20 protein-coding genes, 1 tRNA gene and 1 rRNA gene are annotated in these 22,738 nt (G+C 44.1%); 6 read left to right on the forward strand and 16 right to left on the reverse strand.

The window, feature by feature from the left end; genetic code table 11:
* Nucleotides 1-142 precede the first annotated feature (142 nt).
* Nucleotides 143-258: ribosomal RNA gene (gene rrf, locus BCV39_RS03575) — 5S ribosomal RNA — on the forward strand.
* Between the two features lie 104 nt (nucleotides 259-362).
* Nucleotides 363-453: transfer RNA gene (locus BCV39_RS03580), tRNA-Ser, on the forward strand.
* A 294-nt stretch (nucleotides 454-747) separates the two neighbouring features.
* Here the strand turns inward: BCV39_RS03580 and BCV39_RS03585 are convergent.
* A complete protein-coding gene (locus tag BCV39_RS03585) occupies nucleotides 748-2,331 on the reverse strand; it encodes a sulfatase-like hydrolase/transferase (protein WP_241910222.1) in 1,584 nt (527 codons plus the stop codon).
* On the opposite strand from BCV39_RS03585, the gene BCV39_RS03590 reads away from it, so the two are divergent.
* Nucleotides 2,231-3,085, forward strand: coding sequence for a glycerophosphodiester phosphodiesterase family protein (locus BCV39_RS03590; RefSeq protein WP_102460916.1), 855 nt, complete (start codon nucleotides 2,231-2,233; stop codon nucleotides 3,083-3,085). The two genes, BCV39_RS03585 and BCV39_RS03590, sit on opposite strands and share 101 nt — an antisense overlap.
* A 72-nt stretch (nucleotides 3,086-3,157) precedes the next feature.
* On the opposite strand, the gene BCV39_RS03595 is transcribed toward BCV39_RS03590, so the two are convergent.
* The 6 genes from BCV39_RS03595 to ppsA form a co-directional block, all read right to left on the reverse strand.
* Complete coding sequence (locus tag BCV39_RS03595) at nucleotides 3,158-4,480, reverse strand: CoA-disulfide reductase (RefSeq protein WP_102431326.1); 1,323 nt, start codon at nucleotides 4,478-4,480, stop codon at nucleotides 3,158-3,160.
* A gap of 77 nt (nucleotides 4,481-4,557) precedes the next feature.
* Nucleotides 4,558-5,964, reverse strand: coding sequence for a cation:dicarboxylase symporter family transporter (locus tag BCV39_RS03600; protein ID WP_017102501.1), 1,407 nt, complete (start codon nucleotides 5,962-5,964; stop codon nucleotides 4,558-4,560).
* Nucleotides 5,965-6,001: 37 nt separating this feature from the next.
* A complete protein-coding gene (locus tag BCV39_RS03605) occupies nucleotides 6,002-6,385 on the reverse strand; it encodes a RidA family protein (protein ID WP_017111552.1) in 384 nt (127 codons plus the stop codon).
* A gap of 24 nt (nucleotides 6,386-6,409) precedes the next feature.
* Complete coding sequence (locus BCV39_RS03610; protein WP_170960781.1) at nucleotides 6,410-7,075, reverse strand: PAS domain-containing protein; 666 nt, start codon at nucleotides 7,073-7,075, stop codon at nucleotides 6,410-6,412.
* 403 nt (nucleotides 7,076-7,478) lie between these two features.
* On the reverse strand, nucleotides 7,479-8,813 hold the full coding sequence (locus tag BCV39_RS03615) for an MATE family efflux transporter (RefSeq protein WP_102431327.1): 1,335 nt from the start codon (nucleotides 8,811-8,813) through the stop codon (nucleotides 7,479-7,481).
* 197 nt (nucleotides 8,814-9,010) lie between these two features.
* A complete protein-coding gene (gene ppsA / locus BCV39_RS03620) occupies nucleotides 9,011-11,383 on the reverse strand; it encodes a phosphoenolpyruvate synthase (RefSeq protein ID WP_102431328.1) in 2,373 nt (790 codons plus the stop codon).
* 178 nt (nucleotides 11,384-11,561) lie between these two features.
* On the opposite strand from ppsA, the gene BCV39_RS03625 reads away from it, so the two are divergent.
* Nucleotides 11,562-12,395: a pyruvate, water dikinase regulatory protein gene (locus BCV39_RS03625; RefSeq protein WP_102431329.1), complete on the forward strand. Its 834-nt coding sequence runs from the start codon at nucleotides 11,562-11,564 to the stop codon at nucleotides 12,393-12,395.
* A gap of 142 nt (nucleotides 12,396-12,537) precedes the next feature.
* On the opposite strand, the gene grxB is transcribed toward BCV39_RS03625, so the two are convergent.
* From grxB to BCV39_RS03645, 3 genes are all read right to left on the reverse strand, one after another.
* Nucleotides 12,538-13,170 carry a glutaredoxin 2 gene (grxB, locus tag BCV39_RS03630; RefSeq protein WP_102431330.1) on the reverse strand — a complete coding sequence of 211 codons (633 nt, stop codon included), beginning with the start codon at nucleotides 13,168-13,170 and terminating at the stop codon, nucleotides 12,538-12,540.
* A 313-nt stretch (nucleotides 13,171-13,483) separates the two neighbouring features.
* A complete protein-coding gene (locus tag BCV39_RS03640) occupies nucleotides 13,484-13,642 on the reverse strand; it encodes a hypothetical protein (RefSeq protein ID WP_004733064.1) in 159 nt (52 codons plus the stop codon).
* A gap of 164 nt (nucleotides 13,643-13,806) precedes the next feature.
* Nucleotides 13,807-14,787 (reverse strand): Gfo/Idh/MocA family oxidoreductase, encoded by a 981-nt coding sequence (locus BCV39_RS03645; RefSeq protein ID WP_102431331.1) that lies wholly within the window; start codon nucleotides 14,785-14,787, stop codon nucleotides 13,807-13,809.
* 219 nt (nucleotides 14,788-15,006) lie between these two features.
* On the opposite strand from BCV39_RS03645, the gene BCV39_RS03650 reads away from it, so the two are divergent.
* Nucleotides 15,007-15,489 (forward strand): GNAT family N-acetyltransferase, encoded by a 483-nt coding sequence (locus BCV39_RS03650; protein ID WP_048661625.1) that lies wholly within the window; start codon nucleotides 15,007-15,009, stop codon nucleotides 15,487-15,489.
* Nucleotides 15,490-15,491: 2 nt separating this feature from the next.
* Nucleotides 15,492-16,247 carry a L,D-transpeptidase family protein gene (locus BCV39_RS03655; protein ID WP_057623890.1) on the forward strand — a complete coding sequence of 252 codons (756 nt, stop codon included), beginning with the start codon at nucleotides 15,492-15,494 and terminating at the stop codon, nucleotides 16,245-16,247.
* A gap of 92 nt (nucleotides 16,248-16,339) precedes the next feature.
* Here the strand turns inward: BCV39_RS03655 and BCV39_RS03660 are convergent, their stop codons facing one another.
* The 6 genes from BCV39_RS03660 to BCV39_RS03685 form a co-directional block, all read right to left on the reverse strand.
* Nucleotides 16,340-17,077, reverse strand: a complete 738-nt coding sequence (locus tag BCV39_RS03660) for a sulfite exporter TauE/SafE family protein (RefSeq protein ID WP_102431332.1) — start codon at nucleotides 17,075-17,077, stop codon at nucleotides 16,340-16,342.
* A gap of 160 nt (nucleotides 17,078-17,237) precedes the next feature.
* Nucleotides 17,238-17,957 (reverse strand): glycerophosphodiester phosphodiesterase family protein, encoded by a 720-nt coding sequence (locus BCV39_RS03665; protein WP_102431333.1) that lies wholly within the window; start codon nucleotides 17,955-17,957, stop codon nucleotides 17,238-17,240.
* 56 nt (nucleotides 17,958-18,013) lie between these two features.
* Entirely contained in the window at nucleotides 18,014-19,312 is a 1,299-nt protein-coding gene (ugpC, locus tag BCV39_RS03670; RefSeq protein WP_102431334.1) for a sn-glycerol-3-phosphate ABC transporter ATP-binding protein UgpC, read from the reverse strand.
* Complete coding sequence (gene ugpE, locus BCV39_RS03675; protein WP_102431335.1) at nucleotides 19,302-20,144, reverse strand: sn-glycerol-3-phosphate ABC transporter permease UgpE; 843 nt, start codon at nucleotides 20,142-20,144, stop codon at nucleotides 19,302-19,304. The genes ugpC and ugpE overlap by 11 nt, the downstream gene beginning before the upstream one ends.
* 38 nt (nucleotides 20,145-20,182) lie before the next feature.
* Nucleotides 20,183-21,064, reverse strand: a complete 882-nt coding sequence (locus BCV39_RS03680) for an ABC transporter permease subunit (RefSeq protein WP_102431336.1) — start codon at nucleotides 21,062-21,064, stop codon at nucleotides 20,183-20,185.
* 258 nt (nucleotides 21,065-21,322) lie between these two features.
* Nucleotides 21,323-22,615 carry an extracellular solute-binding protein gene (locus BCV39_RS03685; RefSeq protein ID WP_048669552.1) on the reverse strand — a complete coding sequence of 431 codons (1,293 nt, stop codon included), beginning with the start codon at nucleotides 22,613-22,615 and terminating at the stop codon, nucleotides 21,323-21,325.
* Between the last annotated feature and the right edge of the window lie 123 nt (nucleotides 22,616-22,738).

The raw sequence follows: 22,738 nt of genomic DNA on the forward strand, positions 1-22,738 counted from the left end.
GCTTAACCATACAACACCCAAGGGGTTTTGTGGACTCAAAGAAATACCAAACGCTTGAATGAGTTTGAAGAGACTTTTAAATCAGTTTTCCAGATTATTTTGCCTTCAGTTTTTAAAAAACTGAAAGTAAAAGCAAAATTTGCTTGGCGACCATAGCATTGTGGACCCACCTGATTCCATGCCGAACTCAGAAGTGAAACACAATAGCGCCGATGGTAGTGTGGGGCTTCCCCATGTGAGAGTAGGACATCGCCAGGCTCCAAATTTATTTTCACTTTTTAAAAGTGAAGACAAAAAGCTTCGTTATTTGCATAGCAAGTAACAACCTCAACAGTGCACAAATCTGTTGACGAAAATTTGTTGGAGGGATGGCTGAGTGGTCGAAAGCACCGGTCTTGAAAACCGGCAACCGTTAATAGCGGTTCTAGGGTTCAAATCCCTATCCCTCCACCACCATTGAAAAGCCCGCTGAGAAATCAGCGGGCTTTTTTTCGTTTTAACGTTTCAAACCTTTATATATCCAGTCAAATAGTGAACTTTCAGTTATTCACTCACCGATACTATAAGAGCTCCTAAATCATCTTATTAGGTTGGTTGCCAACAAGGTCAATGAATGTCTTATATAAGTGACATTTAACTGATATCAGCTTACACAGAGCGAAATAAGAGTCAGATTAATGTTAGGAAGCCGATATTTACTACGTAACCTTTGATGATTCATGATTTTTTAGTAACAGAGCTACTCGCTTAGTCGATTTTTCTTATCTTAAACTCACTTGTTAGCACTGAGTCGTACTCCTTTCCTATGTACTTGGTATTGAAGATACTTTTATGTTGCTCTGTCTGTTCTGAAGATATTCCTACCCATTGCGCAAATGTGTCTGAAAAGTCTCTCAGATTGTATTTGACCGAATGTATTTTCGTTTCTTGTGGGTCATTACTCATTGCTATGAAAGGTACTTCTACTGCCTGCCTTGTAAAATGTGAGCCAGTACCGTGAATTAGATACGGTGGAACGTTTACAGACGTTAGGCCATGGTCAGAAAAATAAATGATTTTATATGTTTTATCATGGATCGTGAGTAAGTCTCTAAGCCTTTCTATAAAAGCTACGCCATAAGCCACTGATTTTGAATAGCATATGAGGTACTTGTTATCTGAGGGTTTTAGTGAAATTTCTTCATCAAACCTCTTACAAAAATCATAATGAGACCCCATAGTGTGGATGAAAATCACTTTTGGCCTTTTAGTCTCTTCACGAATTGCTTTGATCACTTCTGGTAGGAGAATGTTATCGGGTTCAGCTTTATCATAAGACGTATTCTTATAAAATTGGTAATGTGCTCTACTAGCGATTGCGGATACCTGTGTCTCGTATTGCCCGATCTTTGCTTGATTTGATATCCAATAAGTTTTCATTCCAGCATCATTAGCAAGATCTATCACATTTAAGTTTTTATCATGCCTGTTTACATCTAGGCTCTTTGATAATATTCGAGGGACTGAGAAATATGTAACAACGGATGGGGAAATAACACCATTAAATATGGATGCTCCTTTTATATTTCCATTTTTTTCGTTATACGATGGGTAGTGATTTTTGATCACAGATTCACCAATATTTACGATGTAAATATCTTTTAATACTTTGTTTGTATGAACATTCTCCCATTTTGAAGAGATTACGGATTTTCCCCCTTCGAGAAGAGACAGCTCATAATATAAAGAAATAGGTTTAATAACTGTAATTAACTCTAAAAAACTAAACCACACTTCATGATGGATTGTTTTTAAGTATTCTTCATTGATGTATGTCGTCTTTTTATTATCATGTAAGCTATAAAATTTTGTGACTAATATGCTGGAAAATAATATCAACATAATTAATGAAAATGACTTACCAACCTTTCCTAAGGTAATGTGAAATGATAAAAAAAGTAGAATGGAAAATATAATAATTTTTACATATGTTATGACGCTAATGCTTTGTATATGTTCAAGTGCCTCACCTCGATTAGACTCTAAAACCGAACCTAAGACACCTAAGTCTAAGCTTAGAGAGTTTAATCTTAAGTAGAAATCAAAAGTCATTATTACCGTTAGAAGAAGAAATACAAATCTATTACCGACAAATGCTATTATAGTTGCTATAAATAATATGTTTAAACTCAATATTGATAGGGTAAACCAAACATTATCATCAACCCCAGTTCTCAACAGGTAAAATGTCATGATACTCAAAGGAATCAGAGTCTTAATATCAATATTTTGTCTAGTTCTCATATGTTTTTGGGTAGCTTTTGTTATCGGCCCTTCGATGAGTGTAGTCATTGATGTATGGAGAGGCAATGTAAAGGCATACCCAAATGAACATAATAACATCCCTAAAATTATCGGTAATTCTGGTGGTTTGATCGCACATGCCGGTGGGGGAATCAACGGATTAAAATATACAAACTCGTTAGAAGCGATGGAGCAATCAATTGAACATGGATTCAAGATGATAGAGTTAGATCTACTTATCTCATCGGATGGAAGGATTGTTGCTGTTCATGATTGGAAGACTTTTCACGAAATGACAAATTCTAATAATACTGGGTCTATTAGTTCTAAAGAGTTTGAATCAAAGATAATTTATGATCAATATAAAACATTAAATATATCGACAGCTATTGATATTCTAGATAAAAATGATGTGGTATTAGTTACGGATAAAATAAAAAATCTTGCCTTGCTTTCAAAGTATATAATAGATAAAGATAAATCTATTATCGAAGTATTCAGCACAGATAAATATAATGAAGCAATAGAGTTAGGTTTTAATAATGTCGCATTAAATATAGATCTAAATACACCATTGATTCTTGAGTGGATTGATTTAAATAAAATTAAGGCTGTGACGTATCGGGGTGATAATCTTGGCTCGCTTGGGAGCGAGTATCAGAAGGCGATAGAACTAAGCAACATGGGGGTTTCTGCCATGATTTATTCGACAAATGATTTAGACTTGGGTGGTATTAAAGCTTCTGGAATCGGAAATTTTGCGTTATATGTCGACTTTGTTCTTCCATCAGATGAACGTTAAGGTTTTCGTCCATCCAAAAGCAGAGCGTAATCGCTCTGCTTTTTGTTTATTGGGACTTCTATGTCATTTCGTTTACTTCGCGACGTTACCAGCCACGTTCAGGGCATCCCAAGTACGCGCAAATGGTGGCGCATAGCAGAAGTCCATGTAACCAAGCTGTTGGGTGGTCATCTTCGCGGTGATAGCAACTGCTAATGCATTGATGCGACCAACTGCTCCTTTCTTACCTACGATCTCACCACCTAGAAGAACCTTAGTATCCGGGTGATAAACCAGTTTGACCTTGATGTCTTCTTGGCCTGGGTAGTAATCGGTTTGGTTCTTGTCTGAAATCGTTGATACTTTCACATCTAAGCTATGTTCTTTCGCCAGAAGTTCAGATATGCCGGTACACGCCAGTTCGTAATCGAGCACTTTTAAACAAGATGACCCCAAGAAGCCCGACATATAAATATCTTTGCCTGCTAGCTTGTCGGCCATCATGCGCGCTTGCTTGTTGGCTGTGGTTGCTAGAGGAACATAAACAGGTTTGCCTAGTGCCATATGATGGACAACGGCACAGTCGCCGACAGCATGGATGTAAGCATCTTCAGTGGCACCATATTCATTCACCAACAGAGCGCCGTTTGCAGCTTTTGGTAGTTCGTATGCTTCAGTATTTGGTTTGAAACCGAGTGACAGGATAACGATATCAGCTTCGACATTGCCGTTATCGGTTTCAACGATGTAACCACCTTGATCAGCATCACGAATAGCTGACACGCTGCAACCTGTTTTAAGATCTGCACCTGACTCCCGAATGGCCCCTTCGACTACTTCAATGATTTCTGGACTGAACTGACGGCTCATGATGTGCTGTTCACGTTCGATGATCGTCACGTGCTTATCTAAGCCATGTGCCGCATCGAAGACTTCCAGCCCGATAAATCCTGCGCCAATGACACACACACGTTGTTTACTATCGTCTTTAAGCGCTTCTTTGACTGCTAAACCATCTTCCATGCTTGTGAGTGTGTATACGTGTTCTGGATTGAATTCACCGAATGATGGAACGATCGGACGTGCGCCTGTCGCAATCACCAACATATCGTAATCGCTAGTGGTCTCTACGTTTTGGTGACGTACCGTAATTTGTTTTTCAGTGCGGTCGAACGACACCATTTCTGTTTCTACGCGTACATCTAAACCAGATTTGATGGCTTGTTCTGGCGTACGAGAGATCATTCGTTCTGTGTCATCAAACATGCCGCCTGCAAAGTAGGGTAGACCACAGGCTCCAAAAGAGATGTAACTGCGCTTATCTAATACGATGACTTCGTCTGATGGTTGATTACGTTTGTATTTTGCTGCGAAACTCATACCAGCGGCGCTACCGCCTATAACAACAACTTTCATATTTACTACCTAAATAACCTGAACTCAGGAAAAACAGAAGAGCACTCAAGTGGAGTGCTCTTAATTAAGTTTGAGAATTATACTGCTGCTTCTTTTGATACTGTCGCTGTAACGTCAGCGTCGTATTGTTCAGTATCCAGTGAGCCATTCTTCTTCGCTGTTAGAACACCAGACAACATAGAGCCAGAGATGTTTAGCGCAGTACGAGCCATGTCAATTAGCGCTTCGATAGACACGAGAATCGCTACTACTGTGATGTCTAGACCCATGATGGTCAGTACTGCTACTGCAGCGAACGTTGCACCGCCACCAACACCCGCGATACCGAATGAAGCAATCGCGATAACAGCAATCAGTTGTAGAATGAAGCTTAAGTCTACAGGCATGCCCATTACTTGTGCCGCCATGATAGCGAGCATTGCTGGGTAGATGCCCGCACAGCCGTTTTGACCGATACTGGTACCGAAAGTCGCTGACATGTTTGCTGTTTCTTCGTCTACACCTAGGCGTTGAGTTTGTGTTTCAACGTTTAGTGGGATAGCCGCCATGCTCGAACGAGAACCGAAGCCAAATACTAATACAGGCCAGATTTTCTTCATGAACTTCGCTGGAGAAAGGCCGAACATAGATACCATCACGAAGTGGATGCCGAACATTACGCCGATTGCTACGTAGCTCGCTAGAAGGAAGCGGCCCATTTCAGCGAGTGCGAACAGGTCGTTGGTCATCATGAACGTGGTCATCAGAGCGAATACACCGTAAGGCGTTAGCTTCAGGATTTCACGAACCATTGAAAGAACCACTTCTTTTGCAGAGTTGATGAAATCAACGAAGTTTTGCACTTTCTCTGGTTTACGGTTCTTCACTTGAAGGATACAGTAACCAAGGAACATACCGAACAATACAGTTGATAATGTTGAAGTACGTTGAGAACCCGTTAGCATGTCAAAGATGTTGGTTGGAATGATAGACAGAGCCATACCAGACAGACCACTGCTTGCCATTGCATCTTGTGTTGCTACCAGTGAATCACCGCGAGCTTCAATCGCACTGTTTGTGCCGATAGTGCTTACTAGCGCGTTCGCATCGATACCAAATAGGTAAATACTTGCGATACCAACGGCTGCTGAGATTGCACAAGTGAAAAGTAGAATACCGATGATCTTTGGCGCGATACGAGATAGCGCACCACCGCCTTCAACGTTCATGATCGAAGAGATCATCGCCACGAATACAAGTGGGATAACGATCATTTGTAGAAGTTTGATGTAGCCTTTACCGAACACTGAAATCAGTTCAGCAAAGCCAGATGTTGCAACGTTACCGACACCGAAAACAAGTTGAATTGCCCCACCGAACAGTAAGCCAGCAGCAAGCGCACTCAGTACGCGGAAGTTAAAACTTTTCTTTTGCTTTTTGAAGTTCGACAGCAGTGCGTAGAACCCAAAGAACAGTACGCTTAATGCGATAAATGAAACGCTCATGAGAATCTCCTATGATACCCATTAATACCTAAATCGGTTATTTTTTGTATGCGATGGCTTCAACTTCAACCAGTGCGTCTTTTGGTAGTCGTGCTGCTTCAACACAAGAGCGAGCAGGTGCGTTCTCTGTACCAAACACTTCTGTGTACACTTCGTTAAAGGCAACGAAGTTTTCCATGTCAGACAGGAAGCAGGTTGTCTTCAGCACTGTGTCCAGTCCCGCATTACTTGCTTCTAATACAGCTTTTAAGTTTTCCAGAGACTGACGAGCTTGCTCTTTGATGCCGCCCTCAACAAACTGCATCGTTTCTGGAACGAGAGGTAATTGACCTGATGTATAAACCATGTCGCCGTAAGACGTACCTTGTGAGTAAGGGCCGATAGCTGCAGGTGCTTGTTCAGTGGCAATGATCTGTTTCACGATGTAACTCCTAAATTATTGGTTTTATTCTGATTTAAATTCACGGATAAACTTGTAAACCGCCTGTCGGCTGATCCCAAGTTGCTCTGATACTTGTGTTGTCGTCTCTTTTAGCTCAAATACTCCGTTATCAAACAAACAACGAATGATGGCTTTGTTGCGACCTTTGGAAGAAACCGACTCATCTTGGTCAACCTCGTTAATGGCTGAGCTCAATGCTTGTTGAATGACGTCGTTCGCATTGTTGCTGAATGTCTCGCTGACAATGGTTTGAGGGACATTGCACTGTGGCATGAGCGTTTTGACGATTTCTGGGAATGGGAAAGATAAGTTCATGTTGATACACAGCATACCGATCGGCTTTTGTTGTGGACCAGCTAGTACACAGGTGGTCGATTTTAGTAGGGAACCATCAGCGGCGTTGGTGAAATAGCTCTTCGGTGAAACTTCGCCAGTTTTTTCGAATGTGCTCCACATACGTAAACCTAAATCGGTAATAGGTGAACCGATTTCACGACCAGTATGATGACCATTGACGATCTTCACGACAGAGTTTTCTAAGCTTTCAAATGAGTGAATAACTACCTCACAGTAGGGACCAATCAAGTCGGCAATCGTGTCCGCCAAGCGGAAGTAATTGCTTAAACATTCTCTGTCTTCATCGGTGAATCGAACTTGTTTTACATTCATGATTTCGGTTTACATTTTTGAACTCAATGACTGAAATCTACTCCTTTGGTGGTATTTAGGCAAGATGCAGTAAACTTCTGTAAACCGATAAAAGCGTATAAAACGCCAACAAATAGCGGAAATTTAACCAAAATTAAGAGTGAAATTTGAACAGGATCACTAAACCATCTTCGATGTGGTTTAATTTCTTAAACCCCATCAAGGTTTACATATTTAAAACCAAAGGTTGCGTTTTTGAAGGTTTTAATGATCTAGGGCAAGTTATAAAAACTCTCGAAATTAAAGGGATGTGAAATTCATTAAATGGATGGAAGATATACTGAAGTTTCAGGTACAAAAAAGCAGCCTTAAAATTAGCTGCTTGTTTAGTTGGAAATGGCTGACTGATGAGTTCGTGAATTGCCTATTTGGCCAGCTTATCCTTGACTTGCCCAAGAGCTCGCTGGTACATAAACCATGCACAGGTGCCTGCAAGTATATTACCTACCATAGCTCCCCAGAATAGGCCTTCAATGCCAGCGAGCTGCGAACCAACCCACAAGCAAGGTAAGAAGAAAGCGAACAGACGCAATGAAGATATCGTCAAGGCGGTGTAAGACTTGCCCAAAGCGTTCGAGATAGAAACCATAAGCATACAGGTACCCAAAGGCCCTAAGCTAATAGGCACGATCAGTAGGTGGTAGTTTAAAATCGTTGAGACTTCGTTGTCACTAGTCATGAGATTCGCCAACCCGCCAGAGAACAACCAGGTCACCAGTGCGATCACCAATTGGAAACCTAACACGAAGGTAACGGCAATCTTCACAAGACTACGTATGTTCCCAAGGTTCTTTTCCCCTAACATGCGGCCAATCATAGGTGGCATCGACATCGTCAGTGCTAGCACAGCCACAATAGAGAAGAATTCAAAACGAGAACCCAACGCCCAAGCTGCGACGGCTGCGGTGCCATAACCAGCAAGTAGCTTAGTCGCTAACATAGAAGAGACTGGCGGCAGTAGTTGGCTGATCATCGCTGGCCCCATGATGTTGCCAATTGATCGAACACTCTTGCCGATATCAAGATCGTGCCAATCGAACGTCATCCAATGTTTCTTGGTCACTTTGGGAGCCACGATAAAGATGCCCGCACCAAAAGCTAAGATGGTCGCGATAGCTGCACCATTGATGCCCATGTCGAGAGTAAAGATGAAGATTGGATCCAATATCAAGTTGATGATACTGGTTGCGATCATCATTGAACCGGGCAGCATGGTATTACCATTAGCTCGACACACACTGTAGTAAAAATAGAGCAGCGCACCTGTCCAAGAGCTGACTAGCCAATAGATCCAGTAAGAATCAATGATCGGTAAAACCGTCGGTGGCGCATCGAGTAGTTGTAAGATGGGTCCACGAAGCAGATAAATGATGACGGAAAAAAGCGCAACACTCACGCTACCCATTGCAATCACTAGCCCGCCCAGTTGTTTCGCGTAACGTAATTCATTGGCACCAATGGCTCTTGCAATGACTGCTGTGGTTGCGATGCCTAACCCAACCTGAATACCTATGATGATCATCTGTATTGGCAGTGTGAAGCCTTGAACCGCGAGCGGCAGTACGCCTAGCTGACCTATAAAGGCGCTATCTACAAGCTGGAAGCTCATTAGGGAAAGTACCCCAAACAACATTGGCCATGTCATTGTATAGAGTTGTCGGCCAAGAGAAGGAGAGGGAGTTGCGGTAGTCGAATTCATATCTGTCTTATTGGTCTTGAAGGTAGGTTTGTCGTGGTGACAATTATCTCAATGAAGAATTGCGTAAAGCATAACGTAAGGTCAGCTCGATACCAATGTTTGTTGTGATAGGTAGATTATTTTTGTTCGCTTTCGGAGAATAAAAAGCCAGTCGTCGTGACTGGCTTTTGTCGTTTAGGTATCACGAGAAGCGTTACTTATTTATTTGCTACGTTACCCAGTTTCAACCATGTATCGATAACCGTGTCAGGGTTCAACGAAACAGAGCTAATGCCTTGTTCCATTAACCATTCCGCTAGGTCGTCATGGTCAGATGGGCCTTGGCCACAAATACCCACGTATTTACCTGCTTTGGTTGCTGCATCGATCGCCATTTTCAGCATCGCTTTCACTGCAGGGTTACGCTCGTCGAAGAGGTGTGCCACGTCACCTGAATCTCGGTCTAGGCCAAGCGTCAGCTGTGTCATGTCGTTCGAACCAATAGAGAAGCCATCGAAGTACTTCAAGAACTCTTCAGCCAAAATTGCATTCGATGGTAGTTCACACATCATGATAACTTTCAGACCTTGGTCGCCACGGCGTAGGTCAAACTTAGCCAGAATGTCGATAACCGATGCCGCTTCGCTTGGAGTGCGAACGAATGGAATCATAATTTCAACGTTCTTAAGACCCATCTCGTTACGAACACGCTTGATCGCTTGAGTTTCTAGCTCGAAACAGTCTTCGAATACTGGCGAGATATAACGAGATGCGCCACGGAAGCCCAACATTGGGTTCTCTTCATGTGGTTCAAACGTTTTGCCGCCTACAAGGTTGCTGTATTCGTTCGACTTGAAGTCAGACATACGTACGATCACACGCTTGGGCCAGAATGCAGAAGCGATAGTCGCGATGCCTTCCGTTAGCTTGCTTACGTAGAAATCGATAGGATCTTTGTAGCCTCGAATACGTTCGCTGATTTCTGCTTTTAGCTCGTCAGTTTGTGCATCGAAGTTCAATAAGGCTTTTGGGTGAATACCGATCATCTTGTTGATGATGAATTCTAGACGAGCAAGGCCAACACCTTCGTTTGGAATTTGCGCGAAATCGAAGGCACGATCTGGGTTACCTACGTTCATCATTACTTTGGTTGGCAGCATTGGTAGCTCATCAACTTCAGAACGTTTGATCTCGAAGTCAAGTTCGCCTTGGTAAACGTAGCCAGTTTCACCTTCAGAACATGACACTGTCACGGTATCGCCATCATTTAGGCTGCTTGTTGCTGTACCACAACCAACAATCGCTGGGATACCAAGCTCACGAGCGATGATTGCAGCGTGACAAGTACGGCCGCCACGGTTAGTGACAATCGCAGACGCTTTCTTCATAACAGGTTCCCAATCTGGGTCTGTCATGTCTGTTACCAGCACATCGCCTTCTTGAACTAGTGACATTTGGTCTAGAGAGTCAACCAAACGAACTGGACCAGAGCCGATGCGTTGACCGATAGCACGGCCTTCAACTAGCACATCGGCCTTGTTGTTTAGCTCGTAACGCTCGATAACGTTTTGGTCGCTTTGAGAACATACCGTCTCTGGGCGAGCTTGAACGATGTAAAGCTTGCCATCGATGCCATCTTTCGCCCACTCAATGTCCATCGGACGTTGGTAGTGCTTCTCGATGATCATCGCTTGTTTTGCTAGCTCTTTGATCTCTTCATCGTTGAGAGAAAACTCGTTACGCTCTTGAGTGTCCGTGTCGATGATATCAACTTGCTTGCCGATCTCTTGATTGGTTGAGTAGATCATCTTGATCAGCTTAGAACCAAACGTCTTCTTAACGATTGGGTAGTGACCCGCTTCTAGCATTGGCTTGTGAACGTAGAACTCATCTGGGTTCACAGCGCCCTGTACAACCATTTCACCCAAGCCCCAAGAAGAGGTGATGAATACCACTTGGTCGAAGCCAGACTCTGTATCAAGGGTGAACATTACACCTGAAGAGGCTTTGTCTGAGCGAACCATGCGTTGAATACCCGCAGACAATGAAATGCCACGGTGGTCAAAGCCTTGGTGTACACGGTAAGAGATCGCGCGGTCGTTAAACAGCGACGCGTAAACGTGCTTGGTTGCTTCGAGTACTGCATCGATACCTTTTACGTTAAGGAAGGTCTCTTGCTGGCCTGCGAATGAAGCATCTGGAAGGTCTTCTGCAGTTGCAGATGAACGCACAGCTACAGACAATTCTTCGTTGTCTTCGATTAGCTCGCGGTAGTTATCACGGATGTCTTGCTCTAGTGATTCTGGGAAGGGGGCTTCTAGAACCCATTGTCGAATCGTTGCACCTGTCTTACGCAGTGCATCAACGTCTTCAACATCAAGTTCATCAAGTAGTTGGTGGATGCGCTCATCAAGACCTTTGTAGTCAAGAAAGTCGTTAAACGCATACGAAGTGGTAGCAAAACCATTAGGTACAGAAACACCAGCATTGGACAGGTTAGAAACCATCTCGCCCAGTGAGGCGTTCTTACCGCCGACTTTGTCGACATCTTCCATGGATAGGCCATTGAACCATAGGGTATTATTTTGCATTTATTTCTCCAGAAACATAGCAAGCATTGTAGGGATTTAAAGGCAAACGATTACGTATCAGTTTAAAAAAATGTAAATTATTTTCTAAAGCTGTGGGGGACGTAATAGTCAGCAGGGTTTCGTTATATATATTATGGTTCCCATCCTACTCAAAATAATTTTAAACATTAAATAAAAAATGCAAATTGATATTCAAAGTCGTGATGTATTCTATGTTTCTGATGGAACGGCCATAACATGTGAGACTTTAGGGCATGTTGTTCTAGGTCAATTTCCCTTCAAACCCAATGAAAAAACCTTTCCGTTTGTGGAAAGTGAGGACAAACTTTCTGATTTATTAAAAGAGATTGAAATTTCGTATCGCGATAACGGAGTCGAACCATTGGTGTTCTTTTCAATCGTGATCCCTGATATCAAAGCCAAATTACTTGAAGCGCCTGCGCACTGTTATGACGTGTTAGAGAGTATCGTTCAGAAGGTCCAGGATGATATTCAGATGGCACCTGTGCCTAAACTGCAACGCTCACGCAGTGTGAACAAAGATTCGGTTAAGTATTTCGACCGTATTGCTGCGATTGAATACACACTCGCGCACGATGATGGCATCACGCTCAAAGGACTGGAAGAAGCCGACATCATCTTGTTGGGTGTATCTCGAAGTGGCAAGACGCCAACAAGCTTGTATATGGCGATGCAGTTTGGTCTACGCGTAGCGAACTATCCATTCATCCATGACGATTTAGCGCGTTTGAAGCTGCTGCCTGAGTTTGAGATATACCGACACAAGTTGTTTGGTTTAACGATTGACGCAGAAAGGCTGACTGAGATTCGTGAGAACCGTTTAGCGGGCAGTGAATACGCGAGTGATTCGCAGTGTTTGTATGAGCTACAAACGGTAGAAGCGATGTTCCGCCGAGAAGCGATACCTTATATCAACACGTCTTCATTATCGGTAGAAGAGATCTCGACCCGAATCTTAGAGCGAACCGGTTTGAGAAGGCGTCTGCTGTAAGACAAAGCCTTAGAGAAATAGAATGGCCAGATAAAAGAAAATCGAAGCTCGCAGTTTTACACCAGAGAGCTTCGATTTTTTGTTTGCGCTCGTTGTAGTCGCTTGTGAATCAGAGCTAGTTTTCTTAATCAGAGATAGCTTTCTAGCGAAGTAAAGACAGCTTTAGCGTTTCGCTTTTCTTTTCCAACCAGCGTTCAAGTGCTGGTGGCCAACTGATGCTTGGTTCTACGCAAAAGCCACGAAGCATCGAGAAATACACCGCTTGATCGATTAGAGGTAGTGATGACTCACCATGCTCTATATCCAGTAAGAGTTCGGCATCTTTCAGTAATGGGTTAATCAGTTGAACGAACTGAGGCGTCTTTTCTAAGAGTTCTTCAAAGTTAAAATCTTCGGTCTCTTTACTGGCACGCCAAGCTTCTTTACTTCCTGCAGAGCGATATTCAGCCAAGTCGAGGTTCCACCAACGTGGGCGTCCAATCTGTTGAGTAAGAGGGAAAGCACGGCTTTGGAAATGAGCAGCTTGCTCTGATGGTACACGCTGCTCGTCGCTTGATTTTAGGTCCATGAAGTACGCGATAATATCTAGGCTCTCTGCCATGATAGATCCGTCGTCTTTTTGTAAGACGGGTACCATCTTTTTACCGATCAAATCGATAAGAGTTTGGGCGTCATCATAATCGACAGAGACAAGCTCGATGTCCAAGCCTAGAGATTGAGCAATGTAGGCGACTCTTGCGCAGAAAGGGCAGTGGTCGTAAATGTAAAGCTTCATAGCTTCCCTCAGTTCAGGTTATTATAAATATAAGTTAATGCTAATGTAACAGAAAGTCTTGCTAAAACTAAGCGCTAATAGACGGTGTGTATCAACAGACAATAAGTACTTAGTGTAAATACTCTTTGATTGATTCTATTGTCTGTTGGATTCGGTTTTACTGCGACGAGTATACTAATGGGAAGACTGGTAAGGAATTGCAGGCATAAAAAAGGCTCTGGCTGCTCACTCTAATGCAGAAGAGTGAAGTCAGCCAAAGCCTCAATTTTGTTATCTTTAGCAGAGTGACTACTAAAAGGGCAGAGTGGTTAAACTATGCTTTTTTAAGATCTTGTGCTGGGTAAGTAAGCGTCATTGCGCCTTCTACCGTTGTAACGTGAACGTAGCCACCACCAGCACTTAGGCCAGTTACTACCATTTCACCTAGTTCAACACCTTTTGTTGCTACAACGCGATCATCAACTGAAAACACTTTACACACCTTCAATAAATTAAATAAATACGATAGATATCGAACGCGGATTTAAACAGATGGCACCCCAATCAACTAATCCAGTTATTTGTCGTAAAGATTAAATTTAGTTATGCATAAATCAGTATGTCTTAAAAATCAGTTTGTTAACTTACGCTGTGACGTTATTTATCCGCTGGATAAACGACACCAATTTGCTGACGCATCTCTGTAATTAACTTGGCAACGGTTAAAGCACGCTGTTGGGCTTGCGCTTGTGTCGTGTGGTCGCCAGCAATGCAGCTAGCAAAGGCTTGTGCTTCGTAACTCATGGAGTTCTCGCTTTGTACTTGAGTAAGGTTTTCTACCTTGCCATCACGGAAGCGGATCTTAACGTCGGTGCATTCAGCAATGTGATCGATGATGATCGCCCCTAATTCACCTTGGATCTCACTTGGAGCATAAGAGTCGCTGACTTTAGAGTGAGCAAGCGTTACGTCAAACTCAGGATACTGGAAGATCGCACAGCCATGAGCATCGACACCTGACTCAAGCAGCTTCGCAGAAGCTTGTGCATTCTCCGGCTCACCAAATAGCGCGACTGTTGCGGCTACGCAGTAAAAGCCAATATCAACCAACGATCCGTTAGAAAAAGCTGGGTTGAAGGTGTTTGGGTTCTCGCCGTTTAGGTATTTTTGGTAGCGTGATGAATACTGGCAGTAATTGATGTGCGCTTTATGTACCTTGCCAATCTTTTCTAGGCCGAGTTGGACTTGCTTAAAGTTTGGTAGGAATTGAGATTTATACGCCTCGAACAACACTACGCCGTTTTTCTCAGCCACTTCGAACATGCGTGTTGCTTCATCAATGTTTGATGCAACCGGCTTTTCACAGATAACGTGCTTACCGTGTTCCATCATGAAGATAGATTGCTCGCAATGAAGTGAGTTCGGTGAAGCGATGTACACGGCTTCAACCGTTTTGTCATTTGCCAATGCGTCGAGTGAGTCATACGTCGCTTCAACGTCAAATTCTTGGGCGAACTTTACCGCACTGTCTAGATTTCGAGAGTAAACCGCAGCAAGTTGCATCGATTGAGATTCGTGAGCAGCTTGAACAAATTTTTGTGTAATCCAATTGGTTCCAATTACAGCAAACTTAATCATATGGGTATCCAGTCGTTAGTCGTCGTTAGTGTATTGATTCTACAGAGATAGTAGCACTCAAAGGCTGGCAATGTGCCTGAGATTTGCGGAACAATTTACCTAAACTTAGAGCCTAATATTAATAACCCGCCTTCACAGAGCGTCTGAGTTGACCAGTGTAACGGTGCACAATTAAGCCATTTTTGCTAAGGTGTTATTGAATTCAAACAAGGTGATGATATGCAAATCCGGACCGCCAAGGTAACTGATATTAGCTCGATCTTGGAGCTCTCTGAACAGATAAACCGTCAACACCACCTTGGTGCTCCTATGGTGTTTGCGCCAGCCTCACAGGGTTTAGGTGATAGTGAAGAATATTGGTTGGGATTGATGCTTGATTCGGTTGGCGCTTTCTTTGTTGCGGTTGACGATCAACAGGTGGTTGGCTTCTTAGCTGGGAAGGTAACGCAGAATAAAGGGGTTAGCTTTATTCAGTCGCATAAGGTGGCAAGGGTGAATACGATTGTGGTGAACGATCAGGTTCAGAGTCAAGGCGTCGGCAGAGCGCTGATGAAGTCATTCAATCAATGGGCGCAAGCGAGTGGTGCTATCGAGCTTAGGTTAGAAGTGATGGAGTTTAATCAGCAAGCTAAGGGTTTCTATGAGTCGTTAGGAATGGAAACTCAGTCACGAACCATGTCCATGCGTTTTGAGGAGATTTGAGGGTGCGTCTGTTTTGGTCTTTATTACTGTGTTTACTGTTTGTGGTTCCGAACGCGAATGCTGAGCAGGTCGTAGTCGAGAAAATAGTCTCTGACGCGACGGCGATCGAGACGATTGTATTCGAGTCGGCACCAGCTCACTCTCAACGTGTCTCAACGTCTTCATCTAATTCAAACTCCAAACATGTGATTATTGTGGATGATGTCCTTAGCAGTAATTCTGGCGAACAAGTTGCCCAGTTGTCTCAAGGTTCATCTATACGTCCACCTCAAAGCTCATCTCGACAGTTTTATACTCTACCAGCTTCCTCTTCTGATACAGATTCGTTGCTGCAAGTGGTCACCTTGGTCAAAGTTGATAAGTCTAAACGCAGAATGTACCTGCTCAAGGGTGAAGAGGTGATTCAGGAATTTCGTATTGCGCTAGGCAAACAACCGAAAGGGCATAAACGCTTTGAGGGAGACAACCGAACGCCTGAAGGGGAATACCAACTCGATTATGTGATGAAAGAGTCGGACTTTTATCGCTCAGTACATATTAATTACCCGCAACCTTCGGACATGCAATGGGCAGAGCAAAATGATGTGGATCCTGGCGGGAACATCAAAATCCACGGCATCAAAAACGGAGAGCACCGTTCACCTAGCTTTATTCAAAGCTTTGATTGGACGGATGGCTGTATCGCATTAACTAATCAAGATATGGATGAGTTTCTCCAACTTGTAAAAATGGGTACCCCTATCCATATCGAATGGTAGTCATTGGTACCCAATTTTCTCAATCATTTTCCGGAATCAATTAGCGCAGTTAATTCGCGAAACCAACTTCCAAAGTCAACCGCTAAAGCCAGTTACAGTAAAACTCGACCTGCACTGAATATCGCAATCACGATGAGCAGTGCAATGGTGACTGGCTTAAACTTTGCTCCACCAAATCTCTCGAATAGTTTAGAACCCACATAACCGCCAAACATGCTGCTTGGTAAGAGCGCGAGAGTTAGCCACACCATATCTCGATCGACCAATCCTGCGATCGATGCTGAAACAAACGCGGTGGAATCCGCCAATACAAAGAATGCGATCAGGCCAGCTCTAGCAATGTGTGGTGCGACTGGGCTTGCCAATGCGTGCGTGCCAATCGGAGGCCCTGACATCGATGCTGCGCCGTTCATTACCCCTGCAAGGCTGCCTAGAATATAGGGAGCAAATCTAGGTTCATTTTTGTACTGGAAACCTCTGTAGATCATAAGTGCAGACGCAAAAATGAAGACACTGATGATCAAGATGATCGTGTCTTGGTTAACGGATTTAAGTAGAAGTAAGCCGACAGGCGTAAAGGCTAGGCAAGGGATAAATACCTTTGAAACCCAGCGCCAGTTGACGTGTTTTCGAACCTTAGGCAGCAATTGAATATTGCCCAATAGGTCGATTAGCATGAAAACGGGAACCAGTTCGATAACAGGGGCGAATAACGCACTTAATGGCAATGCCACTAAGGTGAAACCGAAACCTGAGAAGCCACGAACAATAGCGGCGAAAATGAAGATTGCACCCAAAATTGGGAAGGTTGGACTAAAAATGAGATCCATAAATTAAGTAACCAATGAAGCTGTCTAAATAGAGCGAACTAATGAAACCAAGTGAGTAGCGGAATGTACTCCTACTCACTTGTGTTTGCTACCTAATTTTGAGGTTTCCCGAGAGTTAGTTTTAAAGCCTCTCGGGGTTGTTTTTACAGTATTCGCTTGGTCAATTTATAGAGGTAAATTGATTCGGGAAATCAGTGAATACGGCATCTACTTTTGAGATGAATTTGAAGTGAGACGGATCGTTTACGGTGTAGCACCATGTTTGGATTTTTGCTTCACCTAGTGTATCGAGATCGCTCTGAATCACGTGTTCGTAGTTCATGTGGCAGCTGAACGCTTTAACTTCGTCAATCAACATCAAGTCGGCTTGAGTCAGTTGCTCTGTAATTACACCAACGCGGTATCTCGGCAGGTGACGAGCCATTTCAGAAACCACTTGATGGCTGAAACTTGAAAGCAGCACTCTGTCGGTGTCTACATTTGAACGAATCAACTCTGTATGTAGCAAATCAACGACATGAGGGGCTTGATGTCGACTGTCGACTTTAATCTCTAAGTTGACGCTGAGATCATGCTGCTCAACAAGCGCGAGCAATTCTTCCAGCGTCAATATTCTTTCACCAGCGAACTGCTCAGACTTCCAACTGCCAAAATCAAGCTGACGCAGTTCTGCAAGGGTGTGTTCGTCGACACGACCTTTGCCATCGCTGCAGCGCTCAAGGGTGTGGTCGTGACAAACCACAAGTTGATCATCCTGAGTTGGCTGAATATCTACTTCAATCCATTTCAAACCGAGTTTAGCGGCTTGTTCAATGCTTGCCTTGGTATTTTCTGGGTGAGTACCTGCTACACCCCGATGACCTACGATGATAGACGACATAATTAATCCTTCTTAAAGACGCACCGTAAAAACGCATTAAATATCAGTGTACTCGATTAAGCGAGAGCCGTCGTTAAGCTTGTTACCTCTTCGCGTGACTCTTGTGAAGTAAAGTTATTTGGTTGAATACGCTTCCCACGACTGTCAAAAATATGCAGGTTCGATTTATCAATGCTTAGACCGAGGGGGACAGCTTGGCACAAAGTTGTTTCGGGTGTGACTGCAATAAAGGGTTGTTCGTTCACAAAGCCATGAACTAACTGATTAGGCCCTAAAGGCTCAACCACGCTGATACGTAATTCCAGCGGCAGTGCGTTCATGATTAAATCGCTACAAACCTCAGAATGTTCAGGGCGAATGCCAAGAGTGATAGTCGCGTCCTTAACGTGCGCATATTCGGGTAGATACATTTGTTGATCGCCGATTTCAAGATAGCCATCATCGAGCGTGGCAGTTAAGAAGTTCATCGCGGGGCTACCAATGAAGCTTGCTACAAAGGTACTGGCAGGCTGGTGGTAGACCTCTCTTGGTGTGCCGACTTGTTCTATTTGGCCTTTGTTGAGAACCACAATTCTATCTGCCAGTGTCATAGCCTCAACTTGGTCATGAGTCACGTAAACACTGGTTACGCCTAGCTCGCGTTGCAGCTTTTTGATTTCTAATCTCATGTGAGCGCGCAATGAGGCATCTAGGTTAGACAAAGGCTCATCAAACAGGAACAGTTGAGGGTCGCGTACAATCGCTCGTCCCATAGCAACACGCTGGCGCTGACCACCCGAAAGCTTGGCTGGCTTGCGGTCTAGGTACTCTTCGATTCTCAGTGTCTTGGCGACTTTCTCAATCTTCTCTTCAATCACGTGTTGGCTTACACCTCGGTTCTTTAAACCATAAGCGAGGTTTTTGTACACTGTCATGTGAGGGTAGAGTGCGTAATTTTGAAAGACCATTGCGATATCTCGTTGAGCTGGCTTTTCGTTATCAACACGGCGCCCACCCAAGTGAATCTCGCCGCCAGAGATGCTTTCCAGCCCCGCAATTGAACGTAGGATAGAAGACTTGCCGCAGCCCGATGGGCCAACCAACACAAGAAATTCACCCTTTTCGATATCAAGTGAGACATCTTTCACTGCACGATGACCGTTCTCATAAGTCTTTACCAAGTTTTTGATGCCTAACATGGTAGGTGCTTTGTGCGTACGATCGTGAGTGGCTTGGGTGTGCCCTAACGTTTGTTTTAACTTTGGCATCGGGGTGTCCTCTGATTTTTGCGGAGAAGCTGGGTGAGACGTCTTGTACTCATCGAGTGATTGAATGCGGTTATCGGTCATTTGAGTTGTGTCGTTGTTATTTTTCACTTTCTACTAGCCCTTTTACAAACCAACGCTGAAATACAACCACCACTAAAACGGGTGGCAACATAGCTAAAATTACCATGGCAAAAACATAGTCGTAGCGCGGTAAACTGGTTTCATTGATGTTGTTGAGTACTTGTTTGATGCCCATCACGATGGTGTTGTAGCCTTCGTCCGTGGTCATCATGATTGGCCACAGATATTGGTTCCAACCCACCACAAACATGATGATGAAGATCGCGGCGATCATGGTTTTAGACAGTGGCAGTAAGATGTCGACAAAGAATCGAAACGGACCTGCGTTATCCAACTGTGCTGCTTCTAATAATTCATCGGGGATGGTTTTGAAGAACTGTCTAAAAAAGAAGGTTGCGGTGGCTGACGCGATCAGAGGTAGAATTAAACCTGTGTAGCTATTAAGCAGCCCAAGCCCAGCAACCACTTCATAAGATGGGATAATACGAACCTCTAGTGGTAACAGCAGGGTTACGAAGATCAGCCAAAACCAAGCCGTGGCGTAAGGCAGCCTGAAGTAGACCAAAGCAAACGCGGCCATCATCGAAATGATGATCTTACCGATCGCAAAACCTAGTCCCATGATCATCGAATTGGCGATCATTTTGCTAGCGGTGACTTCACCACTGAAGCCCATGCTTTTGTTCCAAGCTTCGCTATAAATGGCTGTAAAGTTATCGCCCGGTAACCACTGCAAGCTATCGCTGACAATGGTGTTTGGGTTATGCGTCGAGCTGGCGAAGATTAGCCAAATAGGGACCAACATGAACAGCATCCCAGCAATTAAAATTAGGTGGTCAGAGATCTTATTACTTTTCATAAATAACTCCTGTCGCGTTAAAGCCTAGCTGTAGTGGGCTAGTAATGAACACGCTTTTCTACAACGCGAAACTGGATAAATGTAAGAGTGAGTACCAGTAGTAACAACACAACAGATTGTGCAGAGCTGCCGCCTAAATCTGCGCCAACAAACCCATCTCGATACACCTTGTACACTAACGAAGTAGTGCCGCCACCCGGGCCGCCGTTGGTCATGATGTCTATGACGCCAAAAGTTTCAAAGAACGAGTAAGTAAGGTTGATGACCAGCAGGAAAAAACCAGTTGGTGCGAGTAGCGGGAAGGTAATCGTCCAGAAACGTTTCGAGTCGCTGACACAATCCAGCATCGCCGCTTCTTTTACTGCGTAAGAGATTGACTGAAGCCCTGCCAGAAAGTAGATGAAATTCACCGAAACCTGTTTCCACACCGAAACCAAAATAAGAGCAAACGTGGCATCCACAGGGTCGGTCTGGAAACTAAAGTCCCAACCTATAACCGCAAATATTTCGGTAAACACGCCAATGTGTGGGTTAAACAAGAAAGCACCGATTACGCCTGCGATCGCAGGAGCAACGGCGTAAACCCAAGTGAGAGTGACCTTGTAAGCGCCTTGTCCGTGAATGATGTTGTCGGCTTTCACTGCGAGCAGCAGAGCTAAGGCAAGCGATAAGAAAGAGACTACGATGGCGAACATTAAGGTGAAGCCAATTGAGTTCAGATATTCGCTCGATTCGAATAGCATTTGATAGTTTTCGAACCACACGAATATAGATGAGGTGCCCCAAGGGTCTTCTAGCATAAAAGAGAGATAAACAGCCTTTGCCGCTGGGTAAATAAAGAAAACCGCAATGATGAGTATCTGAGGCGCCAAAAATAGGTAAGGCAACGGAGAGTGAAAGAATTGCTGACGTCGTTCCACAGGGTAATCCCAAAATGAGTGGCTTGAACCACTCTTAGTTACCGTAACCACTCGCGCTATAACAAGGCGTGCTTCCAGTTGAATTGTAGTTTGTGGAGCAAGAAATGGCGTGAGTGAAGAATCTCCTCACGACTCGTCATCACTCTATTGATTCAAGGTGACTGACAAGTAGTGAGGAGCAATGAACTGCTTTGGTTCGCTAAGTTTTAAGCTGTTGAACCGCTCTATTTCATTAACAGAGCTAGCTCATCAACCTATCTAGTTCATGGTGCGAGCGAAGCGTTTTAATAGCTTGCTGCTTTCATCTTCGACTTTGTCTAGGCTGTTCTCGACGCTAGAACGGTCAGCGAAGATGTTATCGAATTCACGATGCATCACTTCACGAATCTGAGGGTAGTAACCTAAACGATAACCCTTAGTCCACTCACCCGATTTTAGGCTTAGCTGCTTAACACCCACTTCTGCGTCTGGTTGCTCTTTGTAGTAGCCAGACTCTTTCGCTAAGTCATAAGCCGCTGTCGTTACCGGAACGTAGCCAGTAGTTTTGTGCCAGTAAACTTGAGTTTCAGGTTTGGTCAGGTAATCAAAGAACGCGGCGACACCTTTGTCTTGCTGTTGATCGTGGCCATTGAGTGCAAACAGAGCGGCACCACCAATGAAGGTTAAGCCTGCATCTGGGTTAACTGATTTCCAGTAGGGAAGGTAGGTGGTGCCCAACTCGAAAGGTACGCGGTTACGTAAGCCACCGAATGAACCAGAAGAACCCATCCACATCGCCACTTCTTGGCGCTCGAAAGGTGTTTGGTTTGCATCCCAGTCGCTGCCGTAATACTTGTAGTAGCCTAAATCTGACCACTCTTTCATTTTGCTGACGTGCATCATCATGTCTTTGGTGTTGAACATGATCTTAGTGGACAAGCCATCGTAGCCGTTGTTTTGGTCCGCGACTGGCAGATTGTGGCGAGACTTAAAGTTCTCGAACATGATCCACGGCGTCAGAGATTGAGAAAAGGCGATGTGACCTTCTGCTTTTAGCTTCTTAGCAACCACTTCGAGTTCTTCATAAGTTTTAGGCGCTTCGGCTCCTACTTCTGCGAGAAGATCTTTGTTGTAGTAAAGAACCGGCGTCGAACTGTTGAAAGGCATACCAACCATCTTGCCTTGGTTGTCGGCATAGAAGTTACGAACGCCAGCTAGGTAGTCGTTTGAATTAAAGTTGTAGCCTGACTCAACCAGAATATCCTGTACCGGTTTCGCGACGCCTTTGGCGTTCATGATGGTTGCTGCGCCTGCATCGAAGACTTGTAGAATATTGGGGGCTTCACCTGCTCGGTATGCCGCGATACCCGCGGTTAAGGTCTCTGTATATGAGCCCTTGTAGATTGGCGTGATTTCGTAATCATCTTGAGACGCATTAAAGTCGGTCGCAATTTTGTTTACTGTTTCTCCAAGCTGGCCGCCCATTGCGTGCCACCAAGTGACTTGAGTCGTTGCGAACGCTGGCATTGCCGTTGTCGCGGAAAGAACGCCTGCCAAAATTAGCTTATTCATCTTCGTTTCCTTTTGGATGAAATCGATATCGAGGTATTGGATTAGAGTTTTAACGAGATAGTAGGGGTGTCGTTTGAAGCTATCTTGAACAGGACGTATTTCACTTACGTGGCTAAACCGTTT

The sequence above is a fragment of the Vibrio sp. 10N.286.55.E10 genome (genome assembly GCF_002872555.1).
GTDB lineage: Bacteria > Pseudomonadota > Gammaproteobacteria > Enterobacterales > Vibrionaceae > Vibrio > Vibrio crassostreae.